Here is a 16,891-nt window from a genome sequence, read left to right as displayed (position 1 = left end):
AAAGGCCGCTAACGCGGCCTTTTTTCGAACATACAAAATTTATTCTGACTACATCTTAAAACCGTCTATCTTTATATGAAAGCAGTTTTTTGGGAAAAAGATACGCCACGAAAACAATTGAAAACAAAATAGCTGAAGCATAAAAAAGCGTCATTGCTTGCTCGCTATGAATATCAGCCAAAGCGCGCAAAAAAACCGCAAAGGTAAGCAAAATAAATGGCGCAAAAACCAGTCGATTGACTGATGCTTTTTTAAACTGGTATCGCAAGCAAAGGCGTATCATCACCGCTAGCATCGATATTGCCATAGCGCCTATAGTGATAATGTGAATTGGAAAGAGTGATGGTAAAATTGCAAATCCCGCCAATGTTATAGACAAAAATGCAATGATTATAAATGCGTAACCAAGCACTAATAAGAAGACTAAAATTGGGTAAGGTGGTCTTAAAATTTGCCACCGCACGAAGCGTATAATATTAAGCATAGCAGCAGCCAAACCAAAATAAAATTGCGCTAAAAAGCAATAATCACTGACCCAAAGCCCTAGAGCTATTACGCTTACAAAAATGGAGGCACTATCGATTAAACCATGTTTGGGCGGCCCCTCGCCCCTGCCGCAGCCTTGAAATGCAAGACGCATATAAGCAGGGATCATGCGACCACCAACAATAATAATCAACACCGTAAAAGCTGCCACAGCAAGCTTGCAAAAAACGAGAACATCACCATTTTTTATTATTTGATAATGAAAGGTAATATTGGCAATCATAATTATAAATAGCCCAATAAGGACTTTGAAATCTCGCCACTTTTTTGCTTTAATAACTGGAATTGTTAAGCACATAGCAACGCTTGGTAAAAATATACTATCTAATAGACTGACCAAAAATGCAGGTAAAACACTTGCCAAAATCATAGCAACGCGCCCTAGCAACCAAAGGGTAAATAGCAACCTTACAAGCCTTGGCGAAAAAGGCAATTCACCCGTCCAATTGGGAACAACCGTTAGCAAAAAACCAGCTAGAATAGCGGCGCCAAATCCAAAAAGCATTTCATGGGCATGCCAAAAAAAAGGAGTATAACTGCCAGTTAAATCCACTTCACCGCCAAGAAATGGTAGCCAGAACAGAAAATGCAACGCTCCCCAAAGTGCGCCAAAGGTAAAAAAAGGCTGGTAGGCAAAGGATTTTTTCATAAAACCTTCATCCCAAAAGATTTGCCATAAAGCCATCAGCACCGCTTCAATAGCTATGCTGATAACCAGTTTTGATCTTTAAATCTTAACTAATATTGTTATAATGCAATAGTGCGCTCAACAAATCGCGCACCTTCCAAACCATGAATAAAGCCGTTAGCCAAAGGCATATCACCACAGTGATCTGCAATTTTTTGTGTTGCTTCCTCAGCCGATAATTGTCCAGCAATGAGATCATTAAACAATTGCGCGATTGCAACCATATCACAATCTTGTGGCGACAAGCGAAAATGATGAACGCCGATATCAATAAGCGATTGCATTTCATAAGTTAAGGCTTGGCAATTATGCGACATGGTTTGAATACCATTAAGGCTTAAAAAATCTTTGCCATCAAGGGTGCGGATTGGCAATCCATTGGGATCTTCACCGCAGACAAATTGACAATTGTCCTTAATATGACCTTTCGAGCGGGCGTGGGCGCAACGCGCAGAGATAGCCAAAGGAAGCCGGCCAAAAGCAAAAACTTCAATATCAGTGACATCTTTGGTTTTTTCAACAATCGTTTTTATCGATTGAAAGGGCAATTCTGGCGGCAAACAAATGCGTTTTGCTCCGCGGCTTGCTAAAAAACGAGCAGCGGGTGCATTATAAACATTAAGCAATGGGCTAATAATATGCTGATGATCGTTTAATAAATTAACTGTTCCAAGGTCATTGACTTCAAATTCACAATCATTACGAGCAAGCACTTTTTTAACGTCTTTGCGTTCACGTTCAAGCGTTACCATAGCAAGGGTGCTGTAAATCACTTTTTTTCCGGCTCTTTGAAGCCTATCAGCGACTTTATCAATAAGCTTATCAGTAAAATGCAAACGTTTAGAACAAATGCTTTCGCCAATACTCACCGAAGTGATTGGCGCTTCATCGGCGATACGATAATAAAAATCGCACCATTTATCAGCATCCCATAAATAATAAACTGGCCCCATGGATAATGATATTTGTCTATTTTCCATCATTCATCTCCACCGTTTTTCATAAGCACCTGAGGTAGTTTGTTGCCCCTCACTTAATGCGCGTAATTTTGATAAATATTGACCACGACTATCGCTATCGGTTTGCAATGCTGCTTTTAATGTAGCAACGACTTGCGCCACATAGGCTTTGCCGCGTTGGCGTCCTTCAATTTTTAACGCACTGACGCCAGCATCGCGCAAAGCGTCAAGATGATCCATCACATCTAACGAAATCGGGTCTTCAAAGGCATAGCCTGGTTCATTAGCGATGGCAAAACGCCCTTTGCAAAGCGTTGGGTAGCCAGCAGCTTCGCCACGTTCAAAACGGTTTATTGTGTAGTCCCCTAAAATAGATAGCATTGCATCACCATCTCGCTCATAACGCACATGACTTGCAGGTGAACAAACACCATTCATATTAGGTGATTTTCCTGTGGCGTAAGATGACAATGAACAACGTCCCTCCGCCATCACGCAAAGACCGCCAAAGGCAAAAACTTCAATTTCGCAATCAATTTGCTTGGCAAGTTTGGCAATATCGCTAATTGTCAAGGTGCGTGGCAAAACAACACGCTTAGCGTTAAAGGATGAAACAAGAAAAGCAATGGCATCAACATTGGAGGCGGAAGCCTGCACCGAAACATGGAGGCGTTGTTGTGGATGCTTACGTGTTGCATAATCAAGCAGGCCAATATCAGCTAATATCAATGCATCAGCACCAATTTCTACTGCATCATCAACGCCGCTAAACCAAATGTCTTCGCTGCCAGCACGCATAAAAGTGTTTAACGCCACAAATGTTTGAACATTTTTCTTACGTGCATAAGCAATTGCATCAGATAATTCTTCACGAGAAAAATTTAAACCGGGAAAATTGCGGGCATTGGTCTCATCGCGAAAGCCACAATAAACGCAATCGGCACCTGCATCAACCGCTTCAATAAAGGCAGATGGCGTACCTGCAGGACATATTAATTCCATTGCTTTGGCTCCTCTTTTAATAAATGGCGGCGTAAATGCTTAGCCACTTTTTCGGTGATTGGGGCCAATGGGCCACTTAATAGTGACAAATCATGAGGTAAATCTATTTCATTGTCATCAAGGGCATTACGCAAAGCAAGCATTGCTTCCATATCGCCAGTAATCATTACATCGCGCGAAAAAAACAACGCGTCAGCATCAAGCCGCCCTTCGGCCAAAGCAAGCAACAGGCCAAGCGGCCCCTCAACTTCAGCGTCGACCTTAATATCTTTGCGGTCTTTGAAAAGTTTAATCGATTTTTGTTGCGGGTTGACCACAAACACCAAAGGCATATCGGTTAAAATGAAAGCAAAATTTTTGCTGGCATGTTCGCCAAGGCGATCAAATAATTTGGGGTGGACAAGCAAAATTTGCGAAAAAGCTAAACGCGCTGGCAGGCTTAAAAGCGGTAATGGCAGATGTGAAATGGCATTTTTAAGTGGTGGTGCAAGCTGCATAGCAAACCTCTTTTCGCAAATCATTTGACATGTGGCGCTTCGCGACATAGTGTCGCACAAAATTGCGTCATTATGTCGCAGATACCATGAATATATATCAAGCGCCAGTGCAAGAAGTGGATTTTTTTTGATGAAAACCGTTTCAAATATAAAAGTTTTTCTAAAGCAGCAACTTAAGCGAATTATTTTTCTAATGCCTATATTGGTGCCATTTATGTTTATGCAGCTGATTTTGCCCCATCAGGAAAAAGCCCATGCATGACTTAAACGCCTTTATAAAGCTTCTTGAGTCGCGCAATTTGTTAAAACGCATCAAGCGTCCAGTTTCAATTCGACATGAAATGACCGAAATCCATAAACGTGTTTTGGAAAAGCATGGCCCTACTCTATTGTTTGAAAAACCAATAAATGAACATGGTGTCATTTCAAAAATCCCAGTACTCACCAACCTATTTGGCACGGTAGAGCGCGTGGCACTAGGCCTTGGCATTGAAGAAAAATCCCTACCTGATCTTGGTCAAAGCCTATCGGATTTGCGCGAACCAAGTGGTATTTCCTCACTTTCCGATCTTTGGAAAAAATTGCCAATGGCGCGTTCTGTCCTTTCCATGCGCACCAAAACCAAGCGAAGTGCTCCCTGCCAAGAAATTATATTAACTGGTGATGATATTGATTTGGGAGTTTTGCCAATTCAGACCTGCTGGCCAGATGAACCCGCTCCTTTGGTAACTTGGCCTTTGGTAATGACTGTTGATCCTGATAATCGCAATGATGTTAATCTTGGAGTTTATCGCCTACAAAAACTCGACAATAGCCATCTTATCATGCGTTGGCTTGCGCATCGCGGCGGCGCCAAGCACCATCACAAATGGCAAAAGCAACAACGCGATATGCCGGTTGCCATTATCATTGGCGCTGACCCTGCGCTTATTTTATCTGCGGTCATGCCCTTACCTGAAACCATGAGTGAGGTTGCATTTTCTGGACTTTTACGCAAAAGCCCAACGGATCTTGTGCAAGCTAAAACTGTACCCTTAATGGTACCAGCGCAAGCTGAGATTATTATTGAAGGTTATGTATCGCATAAGAATACCGCAAATGAAGGGCCTTATGGCGATCATACAGGTTACTATAACGCAGTTGAACCTTTTCCTATTATGGAAATTACCGCCATTACCATGCGCGAAAGCCCCATTTACCTTTCCACCTATACAGGCAGACCGCCCGATGAACCCTCGCGCATAGGTGAAGCCCTCAACCAATTATTCGTTCCATTAGTTAAAAAGCAATTTCCTGAAATTACCGATATTTGGTTACCACCAGAAGCCTGCTCCTATCGCGCGATTATTGTTGCCATTGATAAGCGTTATGCAGGCCAAGCCAAACGTGTAATGCTTGGGCTTTGGGGCATGTTGCCGCAATTTAATTACACCAAGCTAATGATTGCCGTTGATCCTGATATTGATATTCGCAATTGGAATGATGTAATTTGGGCTTTATCCACCCGATTTGATCCAAGCCGTGACACCACTATTTTAGATAATATGCCGATTGATTATTTGGACTTTGCTTCACCAATGGAAGGGCTTGGCGGCAAAATGGCCTTAGATGCCACCAATAAGGTTAAAGGCGAAACCACCCGTGAATGGGGCAAAGTTTTAAAAGTGCCCGATGAGGTAAAGTCAAAAGTTGATGCCTATTGGAAAGATCTTGGTCTATGATGAATGAACCTCAAAACATCCGCATTGTCGTTGCCATCACTGGTGCATCAGGTGCCGCTATTGGTTTAAAAATTATTGATTATCTTCATGCCGAAAAGCATATTGATTTACACGTCGTTATTTCTCCATCTGCACAAAGAACAATAGAAACCGAAGTTTCAAAAGAAAATTTGCAAAAATATAAGCAATTACAAACCAATTTTATGAGCAATATAATTTTTCATGATTACCACAATATTGGGGCAAGCATCGCTAGCGGCTCATTTAAAACTGCCGCAATGATCATTGCGCCCTGCTCTATGCACAGCCTAGCAGCTATCGCCAATGGTCTTGCGGATAATCTCATTATACGGGCGGCAGATGTTCATTTAAAAGAACGGCGGCGGCTTATCTTATTGGCACGCGAAACTCCGCTTCATCTTGGGCATTTGCGCAATATGGTGCAAGTGACTGAAATGGGTGGAATTATCATGCCGCCAGTACCGGCTTTTTATCACAAGCCACAAACCATTGATGATATTGTTAATGATCTTGCCCTTCGCGCAATAAGTCTTACCAACATATCGATCAGCGCAAAGGCAAAAGAATGGTTTGATGAATAAGATTTAAACCATCACCATGCGCAGCTATTTTGGCTAAAAAACACCAATGCGGCGATATTGTAATGCGTCATTGCTTTGCGATGCTTTTAGCCCCAATTCTACCATTTGTTGATGTAAAGGCGAGCGAATACAGGCCGGATCAACCTCATTAGCATTACCGGCAAGGGCAAGGGCTTGGCAACGACAGCCACCATAATCCAACTCTTTACGTTCACAAGAACGGCAAGGCTCGCTCATCCAATCATCGCCGCGATAAGCATTAAAAGCGGATGAATGAAGCCAAATATCGTTTAATGATTTTTCGCCAAATCGATCAAATTGCAAGGTTTTAATCGTCATTGCCGCATGGCAAGGCAAAATAGTGCAATCAGGCGTTGCCACAAAAGCATCTCGTGCCCAACCGCCCATGCAGGGCTTGGGATAATCGGCAAAATAATCGGGAATGACATAATCTATATTTAAAATTCCGCGCAAAGCCTCACGTAAATGAGCGACCATATCCATTTGTCGTTCAAAATCTTCGCGTTTTGGCATTAAAGCACCGCGGTTAAGCAGCGCCCAACCGGAATATTGTACATTGGCAATTTCCAGCCGTTCCGCACCAAGTCTTAAAGCAAGTTTTACATAATCATCTAATTGATCAATATTATGGCGATGAATGGGCGCATTGATAGTTAAAGGCAATTGCAATTCGCGCACTTTTTGTGCCGTTTTCATTTTCTGCTCAAAACCACCTTTTAAATGGCCGATGAGTTCGGTTGTGGCGCTATCTGTGCCTTGTACCGAAAGCTGAACATGGTCAAGCCCAGCTTCAACTAAGGCTGGCAATTGTTTTTCTGCACCGCCCACCCCAGCAGTTATCAAATTGCTATAAATATCGCGAGCTTTAAGTGCTGCCACCAATTGCGGCAAGTCCTTCCGCAAGGTTGGCTCACCACCAGAAAGATGCACTTGTAATAACCCCATATCGGCTGCTTCATTAAATAACGCAGTCCAGCGCGCTGTATCGCATTCACGATCAGCTTTCATCAGTTCTAAAGGGTTGGAACAATAAGGGCATTGTAGCGGACAACGATAGGTCAACTCCGCCAACATGCTGATCGGTGGTAAAATTGTCTGATTCATAATTTCAATAATAACTGATCCGACCAGCTTTGTAAAAATTCCATGACATCGGCTATTACTTCATCCAATGGCGCTTCATATTGATTTGCCAATTTGGTTGTAATGTCAGACACGGTATTTTTACCATTGCACAGATTTAAAATTTCTAAAGCAATTTCATCAGGCCAAAGGATTTTTTCTGGTGACAACAAGGCCAGCGCCTCCCTTACAGGATCATAGCGCATGCGAACATGTGCCATTAATTGCGGCTTACTCATTGCATTTACAACTTGCCTTGACTTTTTAACTTCCGCCAGAACATGTAACATTTATATGCCTAAAGTTCCCCAGTAAACACACCTGTAAAAGCACCGGGCGGAATATGGCCTTTTTCACCATAGGCATGCTGTAATGCATCTAACATCGCCCATAGGATATCAGTTTTAAATAACAATGCGTCAATTACTTGCTGCTGTTTTTCTGGCGTATTGGCATGCTTTTTTACATAGGCTAAAGCAAAATCAGAATCTTTTGGCGCTTGTGTCAAACGCGGCTTAAAATAGGCCAAGGTTTCTTCACTGATGAAAGAATATTTGGCGAGCATGCCAGGAACGCGCTCTGATATAATCAATGGCGAGAAAAGCTCGGTTAAGGAAGACGCTACCGCTTCAAGCAGGGTTTTATCACGGCAAAACTCAATATATGCACCAACGGCAAATTTCGTGGCAGCTAAAGCCTGCCTTTGGCTTTTAACCACCTCTTCGTCAAGACCAAGACCAGTTGCTAATTTTAACCAGCGTGATATGCCACCATCTTTACCATTCGTACCATCGTGATCTTCAATGCGACTACGCCATTCGGCACGAAACTCAGGATCATTAGAACGCATTAAAATAGCTGCATCTTTGCGCGGAATGGCTGCCTGATAGCAATAGCGGTTTAAGGCCCAAGCTTGCAATTCAAGTTTAGACATATTTCCCGCCATCATATAATGGTGATGTGGGTGATTAATGTGATAACGCTCATGGCCAATTTGGCGTAAAACCGCTTCTAATTCACTCTCGCTAAGGCCGTTTTGTGCAATATCATGATAATCAGTCATAGGGCTAACTCCATTCCGTCAAAAGCAATTTCCCAACCGGCCTTTTCTACCAAAGCACGCTCGGGCGATGATGCATCTAGCACCGGATTACTATTATTAATATGAACAAAAATTTTGCGCTTTATTGCAACATCCTGCCACACAGCGATAGAGCCCAATTCACCACTCATAGAAATATGCCCCATTCTTGCACCTGTTTTAGGCCCAAGCCCTGCCTTTACCATTTCATCATCTTGATAAAGCGTGCCATCAAACAGTAAAATATCAGCTTTACCAGCCTTCATCTTCATAAGATTGGTGACACTTGCCGCCCCTGGAATATATAAAAGACTGTTATCACTGTTCTTCTCATAGATTTTCAAAGCAACCGTATCACCCTCTTGCGAGCCAAAATTGAGCTGCATTGGGTCTTCCATAAACAGTGCTACTTTTCCAGGAACCGAAAATATTTCAATTTCTATGTTAAGGGATTTTCCCTCACAATCATGCAACGTAACTAGACCACTATTGGGTAAAACTTTCCTCTGTACAATATCACGATCCAGCACATTAAAGATCGGGTTTTCGTTTAAAACAGTCATAACCCGTTTTGTCGCATAAAGCACAAAGGGCTGGCGTTCGCGTAAGGTCAACAAGCCAGCAATATGGTCAACATCGGCATTGGTTAAAACAACCGCAGCAATAGGCGAATTGCGTAATTCACCATTAGCATGGGGATGTAATTCTGGTGTTTGATTAACTTGTTGGCGCAAATCTGGGGAAGCATTAAAAAGCACCCACCGCTTTTGATCACTAGAAGCGATAAGGCTTGATTGAGTACGCGGCAAATAATTGGCATTTTTTGTGCGGGCATTGCGGCTTAATGGATAATTACAATTCCATTGCGGAAAACCACCGCCAGCAGCCGAGCCAATAATTTTAAAAAACATTAAAAAATCCAATTAAACATAAATAACGTATAAACTATTAAAAAAAATGTTGGCGCGTCCACAAAATTTAAGAGAAAGCGCCAACATCCATATCACTATAAAATACAAAGCAATTAGCGCTTTGTTGCTACCTGTGCAGGTAAATAACGCGAAATTTCCATACCGGCTGCAACTTGGCACATAGTTGGCTTTGCCCATGCTTTTTTCATAAAAATCTCCTTTTCTGGTGGAAAATATTGATCATCAGCATGAATGCCGCAAATCGCGGCATCTGCCATTCGCAAGGAATATGACAGTTTTTTATTATTGCGTCATTAAAAATATCTCGTTTCAACTTAATTTTACTATTAGTTTTAAAGAGTTATAAAAAGGCGCTATTTTTTAACAATACAAATTATAAAATCATACAATAAATCAGATTTTGTTGCCTTGATAAGACAGCATTAAAAGACATTATTATTCTAGTGCGATGATATAAATCATTATTCGCATGATGACATATGGCGTAAGGAGCAAATATCTATGTTGAATAAGGCTATATTAATATCAGCTTGACTATTTAGCTTCAATGACCATGTAGTCGAATTACGCTATATTGACGTTTTAGAGATGCTCTTTCAACCTTGGCATCAAATCTACAAAATTACTTGGCTTTTGTCTGCTATCAAGCTGGCCTTGCAATATGCCTTTCCAAGCATCTTTACAAGCACCAGGTGAGCCAGGCAAACAAAAAACAAAAGTTGCATTAATTAAACCAGCAACAGCTCGTGACTGCACGGTAACACTGCCAATAGTACCAAAAGAAACCATATGGAAAAGGGTTGAAAAACCATCCATTCGCTTATCGAATAAAGGCTCGATTGCTTCTGGTGTTATATCACGGCCTGTAAAACCTGTACCGCCAGTTGTGATGATGATTTGAATGGAATCATCCATCGCCCATTTTGTAACCTGCGCTCTAATATCATCAATTTCATCGCGAACAATTGCCCGCTCTGCCAAAACATGACCAGATTTTTGCAAATTTTCCACTAAGATATCACCAGAGCGGTCATCTAACGGTTTGCGTGTATCAGAAATAGTGAGGACTGCAATAGTAAGGGGCGTAAAGCTTAAGGTTTCATCTATCCAAGTACTCATGATGAGGCTTTCTAAAATTTAACAACACATATAAATATCGCTTAAATAGCAGTTCTTTCATAAAATGTCTAAATTACACATTCTCATCATCTATCCATCTGTCGCGCCTTAAGCTTAAGATTTCTACCGATTGTAATTTTAATCTTATAATCTATATATTCAAAGGGCATTATAAATGTGTTCATAGAACTGAAAAATCGAGCTATTATAAAACCTCTTATAAAAGACCAAACTTTATGCTAGTGAAGCATTACTTACAATATGTTCGACTCGCATAACCGCCTTGCTACCAATCATTTAAGCTAACTTTGTCTATTGGCTACAAAATTGACAATTAGTAATAAAGGTTAATTTTGGTATAAAAGGCTTTTTAAAAATGTCGAACTTCATTGTTTTAAAAATTGAAAAATTGGATTTAAATTGTTTATAATTTCAAACCACAAATTTGTTGAAGAATAAAGAAGATGCTGTTTCGCCGTCGTTATCCAGCAAATCTTCGTGAACGAGTGCGCCTATCCGTTTGGCCGCGCCGCTCATTTAACCGTTCTTTTCGTTATTTTGGCAAACGCATTTTGCGTTTCTCGGGTTCACCCCATGCAATTGCATTGGGATTTGCAATCGGTATTTACTCCTCATGCACACCATTTATCGGCTTGCATATTTTTATTGCTATAATTTTTGCATGGATATTAAAAGCGAATATTCCGGCCGCAGCTATTGGTACAGCCTTTGCAACACCTTTTATTCCTGCTTTTTTTGCGTCAACCTATGCTGTAGGACGCATGGTAATGCAAGCAAGCGGCAATGATGTTGCACTGTCTTTTGAAGAATTTTCACACCATTTAAGAACATGGAATTTCATCGAATTATGGGATGTTTTTATCCAGCTTTTGGTAGGTTCGGCATTAATTGGTGCTATTTGTGCAACATTAAGTTATACTGCGGTTTATTGGCTAACATTTCGTTTCCGTAAAAGACAAGCAGAGCGCCGTGCAGATAAAATACGTGCAAAGCAAATGACAGGCTTTGATGAGATAAAGGCGTTTCCAGAGGATTACTTGCCATGATTATCGGTATCGGGAATGATATTATTGACATAAGACGGGTGGAAAAAGTTTTAGAACGCCATGGACAGCGTTTTATAAACCGTATTTTCACCGATATTGAGCAGAAAAAATCCGAAGGGCGTAAGCAACGCATTGCATCATATGCCAAGCGCTTTGCCGCCAAGGAAGCCTGCGCCAAAGCTCTTGGTACTGGCATATCACGCGGAGTGTGGTGGAAAGACATGGGTGTTATTAACCTGCCATCTGGTAAGCCAACAATTAACTTAACTGGAAATGCAACAAATTTTTTACAAAAACTTCTACCAGCTGGCCATGAAGCAGTGATACACCTTACTATAACCGATGACTTCCCTTGGGCTCAAGCATTTGTAATAATTGAGGCGGTTCCTTCGACTGATAGCAATATAAAAAGTTAAAAAAATTTATAACTTTTTTAACTTAATTTACTCTGCATTACATGCTAAACCAACAAAAATAACATTAGTTGAAAATAAAATTATTTTATTAAAAATCATGTGTGATTGACAGCTAAGCATTCGACTTTTTCAAGGTATATGAAATGCTTTATTGGTATAAACAAGAGCGGATAGGCGAGATATGATGCAAAAACAAGTGCCGGTAAATCCAGATGAAAAAGCATCTGGCGGCTTTTTTGAAATTTTAAGTATTGTGGTGCAAGCTGTTCTAATAGCTCTTGTCATCAGAACATTCTTGTTTCAACCATTTACCATTCCATCTGGCTCCATGCGCCCAACTCTGCTTGTTGGGGACTATCTCTTTGTTTCTAAATATTCCTATGGATATTCCAAATATTCACTGCCATTTTCCCCCAATCTTTTTTCTGGGCGTATTTGGGGTAGTGAACCAAAGCGCGGTGACGTATTGGTATTTCGTCTTCCTAGCAATACATCATATGATTATATCAAGCGCGTTGTTGGTTTACCCGGCGACCGCATTCAAGTGTTAAATGGCCAACTAATTATCAATGGAAAACCAGTCGAGCGTACAAAAATTGGTGAAACAACCGATGTTGATGTGATTGGTGATATGCCTAACACGGCTTTTAAAGAAAGTCATTTATACGACCCTAACTCGGATCTACCAGTAAGCGTTTATCGCGAGAAAATGGACAATGGTGTTCAATATAATACATTTGATCTGGGCTCTCCTTATTGGCGCGATACGGATAGAGTATTTACCATCCAACCTGGACATTATTTTATGATGGGTGATAATCGTAATAACTCAGAAGATAGCCGCTTTTCAGTAGGACAAGTGCCATATGAAAATCTTGTAGGGCGGGCAAATATTATCTTCTTCTCTATTGGTAATGGTGCATCAGCATGGCAAATTTGGAATTGGCCATTTGATGTGCGCTGGAGCCGAATGTTTAGCTTTGTTCAAACAATAAAGAATGTGCCTACGGGTCAAAAATAGGTACATTTTCGGATAACCAAAATGAATAAAAAAGAAATTGCTGCCCTAGAGGCAGCTACTGGACATAAATTTACTGATATGGAGCGCTTAACCAAGGCGCTCACCCATTCCAGTGTACAAAGCAGTGAAATTGGCAATTACGAGCGCTTAGAATTTTTGGGCGATCGCGTTTTAGGACTTGTTATTGCAGAAATGCTCTGTCAAACTTTTCCCAAAGCAGTCGAGGGAGAATTGTCAGTGCGGTTAAACTCGCTGGTTAACGCCGAAACCTGCTGTGAAATTGCCTTTGAGCTTAGTCTACCCGATATTATCCATATGGGGGCAGAGATGAAAGTGCTTGAGGGCCGCCGCCTTACCAATATGTATGCCGATGTGGTAGAAGCTTTGATTGCAAGTATTTATCTTGATGGTGGTCTTGACAGCGTACGGATTTTCGTTGACCGTTATTGGGGTGAGCGCATGCGCCAAAGCGAAACGCAAAGACGCGATGCCAAAACCGAATTGCAAGAATGGGCGCACCAACAAAATGGTGCGCAACCCCTTTACCGCGTATTAAAGCGTAAAGGGCCTGACCACGATCCTATATTTGAGGTAGAAGTACGTATATCAGGCTTTGCACCAGCAAGTGGCAAGGGTGGCTCGAAACGATTAGCGGAACGCGCAGCAGCTGAAAGCTTATTATGCCGTGAAGGCGTGTGGACCAATAAAAACGATGAAGAATAGAGTAAAAAATGGATAATATGGATAAGGGCGTGACACGTTCGGGGTTTATCGCCTTAGTTGGTGCGCCAAATGCAGGAAAATCGACACTTTTAAACCAGCTTGTCGGAACAAAGGTTTCAATTGTTACCCATAAGGTGCAAACAACCCGTGCTATGGTGCGCGGCATTGTTATCCATAATAATGCACAAATTGTTTTTATTGATACGCCAGGTATTTTTAAACCCAAAAAACGCTTAGATCGTGCAATGGTAACCACCGCTTGGGGCGGCGCCAAAGACGCTGACATGACCTTTGTTTTAATTGACGCGCAAGCGGGTCTTAATGAAAACAATGAAGCTTTAATTGATAGTCTTGTAAATTTTCATCGCCCAAAAATTCTAATTCTCAATAAAGTTGATTGTGTACCGCCGCCAAGATTGTTGGAGCTAACCGCACAAATTAATGAACGGGTAAAATTTGAACGTACTTTCATGATTTCAGCGCTTAAAGGCTATGGCTGTAAGGATATTTTGAATTATTTAGCAGAATCTTTGCCCGAGGGTCCTTGGTATTATCCTGAAGATCAAATTTCAGATATGCCAATGCGTCAACTTGCGGCTGAAATTACCCGCGAAAAGCTATATTTGCGCCTCCATGACGAGATCCCTTATTCTTCCACCGTTGAAACTGAACGCTGGGAAGAGCGCAAAGATGGCTCGGTAAAAATCGAGCAGGTTATCTTTGTTGAGCGTGAAAGCCAAAAGAAAATTGTGCTTGGCGCAAAGGGGGAAACCATCAAATCCATCGGCCAGTCGGCACGCAAGGAAATTGGACAAATTTTAGAACAAAATGTCCATCTTTTCCTTTTTGTTAAGGTGCGTGAAAATTGGGGTGATGATCCTGAACGTTACCGCGAAATGGGTCTTGATTTTTCAAAATAATAAAGGCTCGTTAGTTGGAAAATCATTTTCAAATCTTTATATATTGGAATAAAGGGGCGTGATGTTAATTACGCCTTTTTTATATAAAATCTAGCTTGATATTTTTTAAAAGCTTCAAGATTAGCAAGATCAAAGTCGCAATGACGAAAGTTAAATGACCAATGGAATGGCATGACGAAGCAATTATTTTGGGCTTGCGTCAACATGGTGAAACCAGCGCCATTGTTGAAGTCATGACACCGCATCATGGTCGCCATTTGGGTGTGGTTAAAGGCGGCCGCTCCAAACGTATGCAGCCAATGCTACAACCGGGCAATAAAGTTCGCGTGCAATGGTGGGCGCGCCTTAATGAGCATATGGGTAGTTTTCGGGTAGAAACATTGGATTTTTCCGCTGCTCGTTTAATTGATTTGCCGCTTGCCCTTTATGGCTTACAAACTGTGTCTTCACATTTACGGCTTTTGCCCGAACGCGATCCCCATGCCGGTCTTTATGAAGCCTTGCAACTTCTATTATCCTATGCTGATGATCCCTTAATGCTCGCTGAAATATTATTGCGTTTTGAGTTGCGCTTACTTGAAGAAGTTGGCTTCGGGCTTGATCTTTTATCCTGTGCAGCTACCGGACAAAAAGAAGATCTCATTTATGTATCCCCCAAATCTGCGCGCGCTGTTTGCCGCGAGGCAGGCTTACCATGGCATGATAAACTGCTGCTTTTACCAGATTTTTTATGCTCCTTGCAAAAGCGTCCTTCACAATTAGCCGATTTCAAAAGTGGTTTTGCTTTAACTGGCTTTTTTTTAACCCGTCATGTTTGGGAACCACGCAGCATAGCACCGCCAATTGTGCGCGAAAAATTCCAAACCCATTTGCACCGTTTTTTCGAAAAATAAAGTATTACCAAGGCTTGAACGCATTTAACTGATGAATGCAGTACTAAATGCGCCATAATTTTAATTTCTAGAACAAAGTACAAATATGCAAATTATTACAACAATCATGCATTTACGCGAAATCTTACAACAAAATCGCAATGCATTTGAAACTATCGGCTTAGTGCCAACAATGGGTGCACTGCATATTGGCCACCTAACCCTTGCGCGGCAATCGCTCGCACAATGCGATAAAACTGTTGTGTCAATTTTTGTTAATCCCAAACAGTTTGGGCCGGAAGAAGATTTTGATGCCTATCCTCGTGATTTGGCCAAGGACGCAGCTTTACTTGAGGCAGAAGGCGTTGATTATTGCTTTGCGCCAAGTGTTGAGGAAATGTGGCCAAATGGCAATTGCAGCCATGTGGAAGTGGAAGGATTATCTGATATGCTTATGGGAGCTTTGCGCCCCTTGCATTTTCGCGGTGTAACCACTGTGGTTGCTAAATTATTTAACATTATCCAACCCGATTATGCTTATTTTGGTGAAAAGGATTTTCAACAAATCACCATCATCAAACGCATGGTGCAAGATCTTGCCTTTCCAGTTAAAATTATCGGCGTTCCTACCTTGCGTGATAGCGATATGGTGGCAAGTTCGTCACGCAATACATTATTAAGTCCAGAAGACCGTAGCGCCGCAGCTATCATCCCACAATCTTGGCAAGCGGCTGATATGGCCTTTAAAAATGGCGAGCGTAGTGCCCAAAAGCTTAAAGAAATAACCCATGAGATATTGCAAAGAGAACCACGTGGTATCATTGAAGCGATTGATTTACGCGATTGCGAATCGTTAAGTGATGTTGAGGGGAATGTGACTGGTGCAGCTGTTTTGTTGCTAACCGTTCGTTTCGGATCAGTGCGCCTCATTGATCAACATATTCTCACCCTATAGCGTGTTTTTTTGTCGCATTGCTTAAGTGTGTTTATTTCGCTTAAAGAGAGATAGGGCTGACAAGCTTGATTTAAGTTGAATTTTAAGACTTGCCATTTTTATCATGGCAGAAGCTGGCAAGGAATAAAAGGCTGCCTAGTAATAGCACACCAAAGCCGTTATTTAATATCAAACAGCAGCACCATTTTTTGCTATCTATGGTGCTTGTGCTGTCGGTTTTATTGCAAGCTATTTTTATGGCCTATGGAGCACTTGGCCATAGAAGCCAACTCGATCGCCTAGAGTTTTTAGCAACCAGCATTTGCAGCCAAGATATAGACAAAAATAAAGCAACGCATATTCATTCGCCGCAAAGTCATAAGCCGCAAAGTCATGAGCCGCAAAGTCATGAGCAACAAAGTCAACATGATCATTGTTTGCAAGGCTGCTTTTTATGTGCATTTTGCCTAAGCTATCAAAATGTCAAAGGCAGTTGCGCCCATGACAACATTGATGGCCATCTCATTACATGGCTGCCTATTACAGCAAATAGCGTAGCAATACATTATGCCAGCAACCAAGCCCGTGCACCGCCCGTCTTCATAAATATAAGCACTTAAATTAAATAAACTATTTATGGAGAATATA

19 protein-coding genes are annotated in these 16,891 nt (G+C 41.5%); 10 read left to right on the top strand and 9 right to left on the bottom strand.

What is annotated here, in order from left to right:
• Positions 1–55 precede the first annotated feature (55 nt).
• From N6B01_RS03655 to N6B01_RS03640, 4 genes are all read right to left on the bottom strand, one after another.
• Positions 56–1,231, bottom strand: coding sequence for an NnrS family protein (locus tag N6B01_RS03655; protein WP_262079972.1), 1,176 nt, complete (start codon positions 1,229–1,231; stop codon positions 56–58).
• Positions 1,232–1,293: 62 nt separating this feature from the next.
• Positions 1,294–2,217: a ubiquinone anaerobic biosynthesis protein UbiV gene (locus tag N6B01_RS03650; protein ID WP_410007224.1), complete on the bottom strand. Its 924-nt coding sequence runs from the start codon at positions 2,215–2,217 to the stop codon at positions 1,294–1,296.
• Entirely contained in the window at positions 2,218–3,195 is a 978-nt protein-coding gene (locus N6B01_RS03645) for a ubiquinone anaerobic biosynthesis protein UbiU (RefSeq protein ID WP_262079971.1), read from the bottom strand.
• Complete coding sequence (locus N6B01_RS03640) at positions 3,186–3,692, bottom strand: ubiquinone anaerobic biosynthesis accessory factor UbiT (RefSeq protein ID WP_262079970.1); 507 nt, start codon at positions 3,690–3,692, stop codon at positions 3,186–3,188. Before N6B01_RS03640 ends, N6B01_RS03645 begins: the two co-directional genes overlap by 10 nt.
• Positions 3,693–3,946: 254 nt before the next feature.
• On the opposite strand from N6B01_RS03640, the gene N6B01_RS03635 reads away from it, so the two are divergent.
• A complete protein-coding gene (locus tag N6B01_RS03635) occupies positions 3,947–5,413 on the top strand; it encodes a UbiD family decarboxylase (protein WP_262079969.1) in 1,467 nt (488 codons plus the stop codon).
• Positions 5,410–6,015, top strand: a complete 606-nt coding sequence (locus tag N6B01_RS03630; protein ID WP_262079968.1) for a UbiX family flavin prenyltransferase — start codon at positions 5,410–5,412, stop codon at positions 6,013–6,015. Before N6B01_RS03635 ends, N6B01_RS03630 begins: the two co-directional genes overlap by 4 nt.
• Positions 6,016–6,048: 33 nt before the next feature.
• Here N6B01_RS03630 and pqqE read toward each other — a convergent pair whose 3' ends face one another.
• From pqqE to moaB, 5 genes are all read right to left on the bottom strand, one after another.
• Positions 6,049–7,149, bottom strand: coding sequence for a pyrroloquinoline quinone biosynthesis protein PqqE (gene pqqE, locus N6B01_RS03625; protein ID WP_410007252.1), 1,101 nt, complete (start codon positions 7,147–7,149; stop codon positions 6,049–6,051).
• Positions 7,137–7,448, bottom strand: coding sequence for a pyrroloquinoline quinone biosynthesis peptide chaperone PqqD (gene pqqD / locus N6B01_RS03620; protein ID WP_262079966.1), 312 nt, complete (start codon positions 7,446–7,448; stop codon positions 7,137–7,139). Before pqqD ends, pqqE begins: the two co-directional genes overlap by 13 nt.
• Before the next feature lie 8 nt (positions 7,449–7,456).
• Entirely contained in the window at positions 7,457–8,221 is a 765-nt protein-coding gene (pqqC, locus tag N6B01_RS03615; RefSeq protein WP_262079964.1) for a pyrroloquinoline-quinone synthase PqqC, read from the bottom strand.
• Positions 8,218–9,150 (bottom strand): pyrroloquinoline quinone biosynthesis protein PqqB, encoded by a 933-nt coding sequence (gene pqqB, locus N6B01_RS03610; RefSeq protein ID WP_262079963.1) that lies wholly within the window; start codon positions 9,148–9,150, stop codon positions 8,218–8,220. Before pqqB ends, pqqC begins: the two co-directional genes overlap by 4 nt.
• A gap of 603 nt (positions 9,151–9,753) precedes the next feature.
• Positions 9,754–10,290 carry a molybdenum cofactor biosynthesis protein B gene (gene moaB / locus N6B01_RS03605; RefSeq protein WP_262079962.1) on the bottom strand — a complete coding sequence of 179 codons (537 nt, stop codon included), beginning with the start codon at positions 10,288–10,290 and terminating at the stop codon, positions 9,754–9,756.
• 464 nt (positions 10,291–10,754) lie between these two features.
• Here moaB and N6B01_RS03600 point away from each other — a divergent pair, with 464 nt between their 5' ends.
• The 8 genes from N6B01_RS03600 to N6B01_RS03565 all read left to right on the top strand — a co-directional run bounded on the left by N6B01_RS03600 (position 10,755) and on the right by N6B01_RS03565 (position 16,863).
• Entirely contained in the window at positions 10,755–11,357 is a 603-nt protein-coding gene (locus N6B01_RS03600) for a DUF2062 domain-containing protein (RefSeq protein WP_262079961.1), read from the top strand.
• Positions 11,354–11,773 (top strand): holo-ACP synthase, encoded by a 420-nt coding sequence (acpS, locus tag N6B01_RS03595; protein WP_262079960.1) that lies wholly within the window; start codon positions 11,354–11,356, stop codon positions 11,771–11,773. The genes N6B01_RS03600 and acpS overlap by 4 nt, the downstream gene beginning before the upstream one ends.
• 181 nt (positions 11,774–11,954) lie before the next feature.
• Entirely contained in the window at positions 11,955–12,794 is an 840-nt protein-coding gene (gene lepB / locus N6B01_RS03590; protein WP_262079959.1) for a signal peptidase I, read from the top strand.
• A gap of 21 nt (positions 12,795–12,815) precedes the next feature.
• Entirely contained in the window at positions 12,816–13,517 is a 702-nt protein-coding gene (gene rnc / locus N6B01_RS03585; RefSeq protein WP_262079958.1) for a ribonuclease III, read from the top strand.
• Positions 13,518–13,525: 8 nt separating this feature from the next.
• Positions 13,526–14,437: a GTPase Era gene (gene era, locus N6B01_RS03580; RefSeq protein WP_182418954.1), complete on the top strand. Its 912-nt coding sequence runs from the start codon at positions 13,526–13,528 to the stop codon at positions 14,435–14,437.
• A 161-nt stretch (positions 14,438–14,598) separates the two neighbouring features.
• Entirely contained in the window at positions 14,599–15,330 is a 732-nt protein-coding gene (recO, locus tag N6B01_RS03575) for a DNA repair protein RecO (RefSeq protein WP_262079957.1), read from the top strand.
• Positions 15,331–15,415: 85 nt separating this feature from the next.
• On the top strand, positions 15,416–16,264 hold the full coding sequence (gene panC, locus N6B01_RS03570; RefSeq protein WP_262079956.1) for a pantoate--beta-alanine ligase: 849 nt from the start codon (positions 15,416–15,418) through the stop codon (positions 16,262–16,264).
• A 236-nt stretch (positions 16,265–16,500) separates the two neighbouring features.
• Complete coding sequence (locus tag N6B01_RS03565) at positions 16,501–16,863, top strand: hypothetical protein (RefSeq protein ID WP_262079955.1); 363 nt, start codon at positions 16,501–16,503, stop codon at positions 16,861–16,863.
• Positions 16,864–16,891: the final 28 nt, after the last annotated feature.

This window comes from Bartonella sp. HY406, assembly GCF_025449315.1.
Taxonomy (GTDB): Bacteria; Pseudomonadota; Alphaproteobacteria; order Rhizobiales; family Rhizobiaceae; genus HY038.
The sequence above is the reverse complement of the archived record's forward strand: the minus strand, read 5'-3'. Positions and strand labels throughout refer to the sequence as shown.

What these genes read in the sequence shown, in the direction of transcription:
- moaB (WP_262079962.1), bottom strand. Translation starts at nt 10,290, where the DNA reads ATGAGTACTTGGATAGATGAAACCTTAAGCTTTACGCCCCTTACTATT.
- N6B01_RS03655 (WP_262079972.1), bottom strand. Translation starts at nt 1,231, where the DNA reads ATGGCTTTATGGCAAATCTTTTGGGATGAAGGTTTTATGAAAAAATCC.
- recO (WP_262079957.1), top strand. Translation starts at nt 14,599, where the DNA reads ATGGAATGGCATGACGAAGCAATTATTTTGGGCTTGCGTCAACATGGT.
- rnc (WP_262079958.1), top strand. Translation starts at nt 12,816, where the DNA reads ATGAATAAAAAAGAAATTGCTGCCCTAGAGGCAGCTACTGGACATAAA.
- pqqD (WP_262079966.1), bottom strand. Translation starts at nt 7,448, where the DNA reads ATGTTACATGTTCTGGCGGAAGTTAAAAAGTCAAGGCAAGTTGTAAAT.
- pqqB (WP_262079963.1), bottom strand. Translation starts at nt 9,150, where the DNA reads ATGTTTTTTAAAATTATTGGCTCGGCTGCTGGCGGTGGTTTTCCGCAA.
- N6B01_RS03640 (WP_262079970.1), bottom strand. Translation starts at nt 3,692, where the DNA reads ATGCAGCTTGCACCACCACTTAAAAATGCCATTTCACATCTGCCATTA.
- N6B01_RS03630 (WP_262079968.1), top strand. Translation starts at nt 5,410, where the DNA reads ATGATGAATGAACCTCAAAACATCCGCATTGTCGTTGCCATCACTGGT.
- N6B01_RS03600 (WP_262079961.1), top strand. Translation starts at nt 10,755, where the DNA reads ATGCTGTTTCGCCGTCGTTATCCAGCAAATCTTCGTGAACGAGTGCGC.
- N6B01_RS03650 (WP_410007224.1), bottom strand. Translation starts at nt 2,217, where the DNA reads ATGATGGAAAATAGACAAATATCATTATCCATGGGGCCAGTTTATTAT.
- acpS (WP_262079960.1), top strand. Translation starts at nt 11,354, where the DNA reads ATGATTATCGGTATCGGGAATGATATTATTGACATAAGACGGGTGGAA.
- N6B01_RS03635 (WP_262079969.1), top strand. Translation starts at nt 3,947, where the DNA reads ATGCATGACTTAAACGCCTTTATAAAGCTTCTTGAGTCGCGCAATTTG.
- pqqC (WP_262079964.1), bottom strand. Translation starts at nt 8,221, where the DNA reads ATGACTGATTATCATGATATTGCACAAAACGGCCTTAGCGAGAGTGAA.
- N6B01_RS03565 (WP_262079955.1), top strand. Translation starts at nt 16,501, where the DNA reads ATGGCCTATGGAGCACTTGGCCATAGAAGCCAACTCGATCGCCTAGAG.
- lepB (WP_262079959.1), top strand. Translation starts at nt 11,955, where the DNA reads ATGATGCAAAAACAAGTGCCGGTAAATCCAGATGAAAAAGCATCTGGC.
- N6B01_RS03645 (WP_262079971.1), bottom strand. Translation starts at nt 3,195, where the DNA reads ATGGAATTAATATGTCCTGCAGGTACGCCATCTGCCTTTATTGAAGCG.
- era (WP_182418954.1), top strand. Translation starts at nt 13,526, where the DNA reads ATGGATAATATGGATAAGGGCGTGACACGTTCGGGGTTTATCGCCTTA.
- panC (WP_262079956.1), top strand. Translation starts at nt 15,416, where the DNA reads ATGCAAATTATTACAACAATCATGCATTTACGCGAAATCTTACAACAA.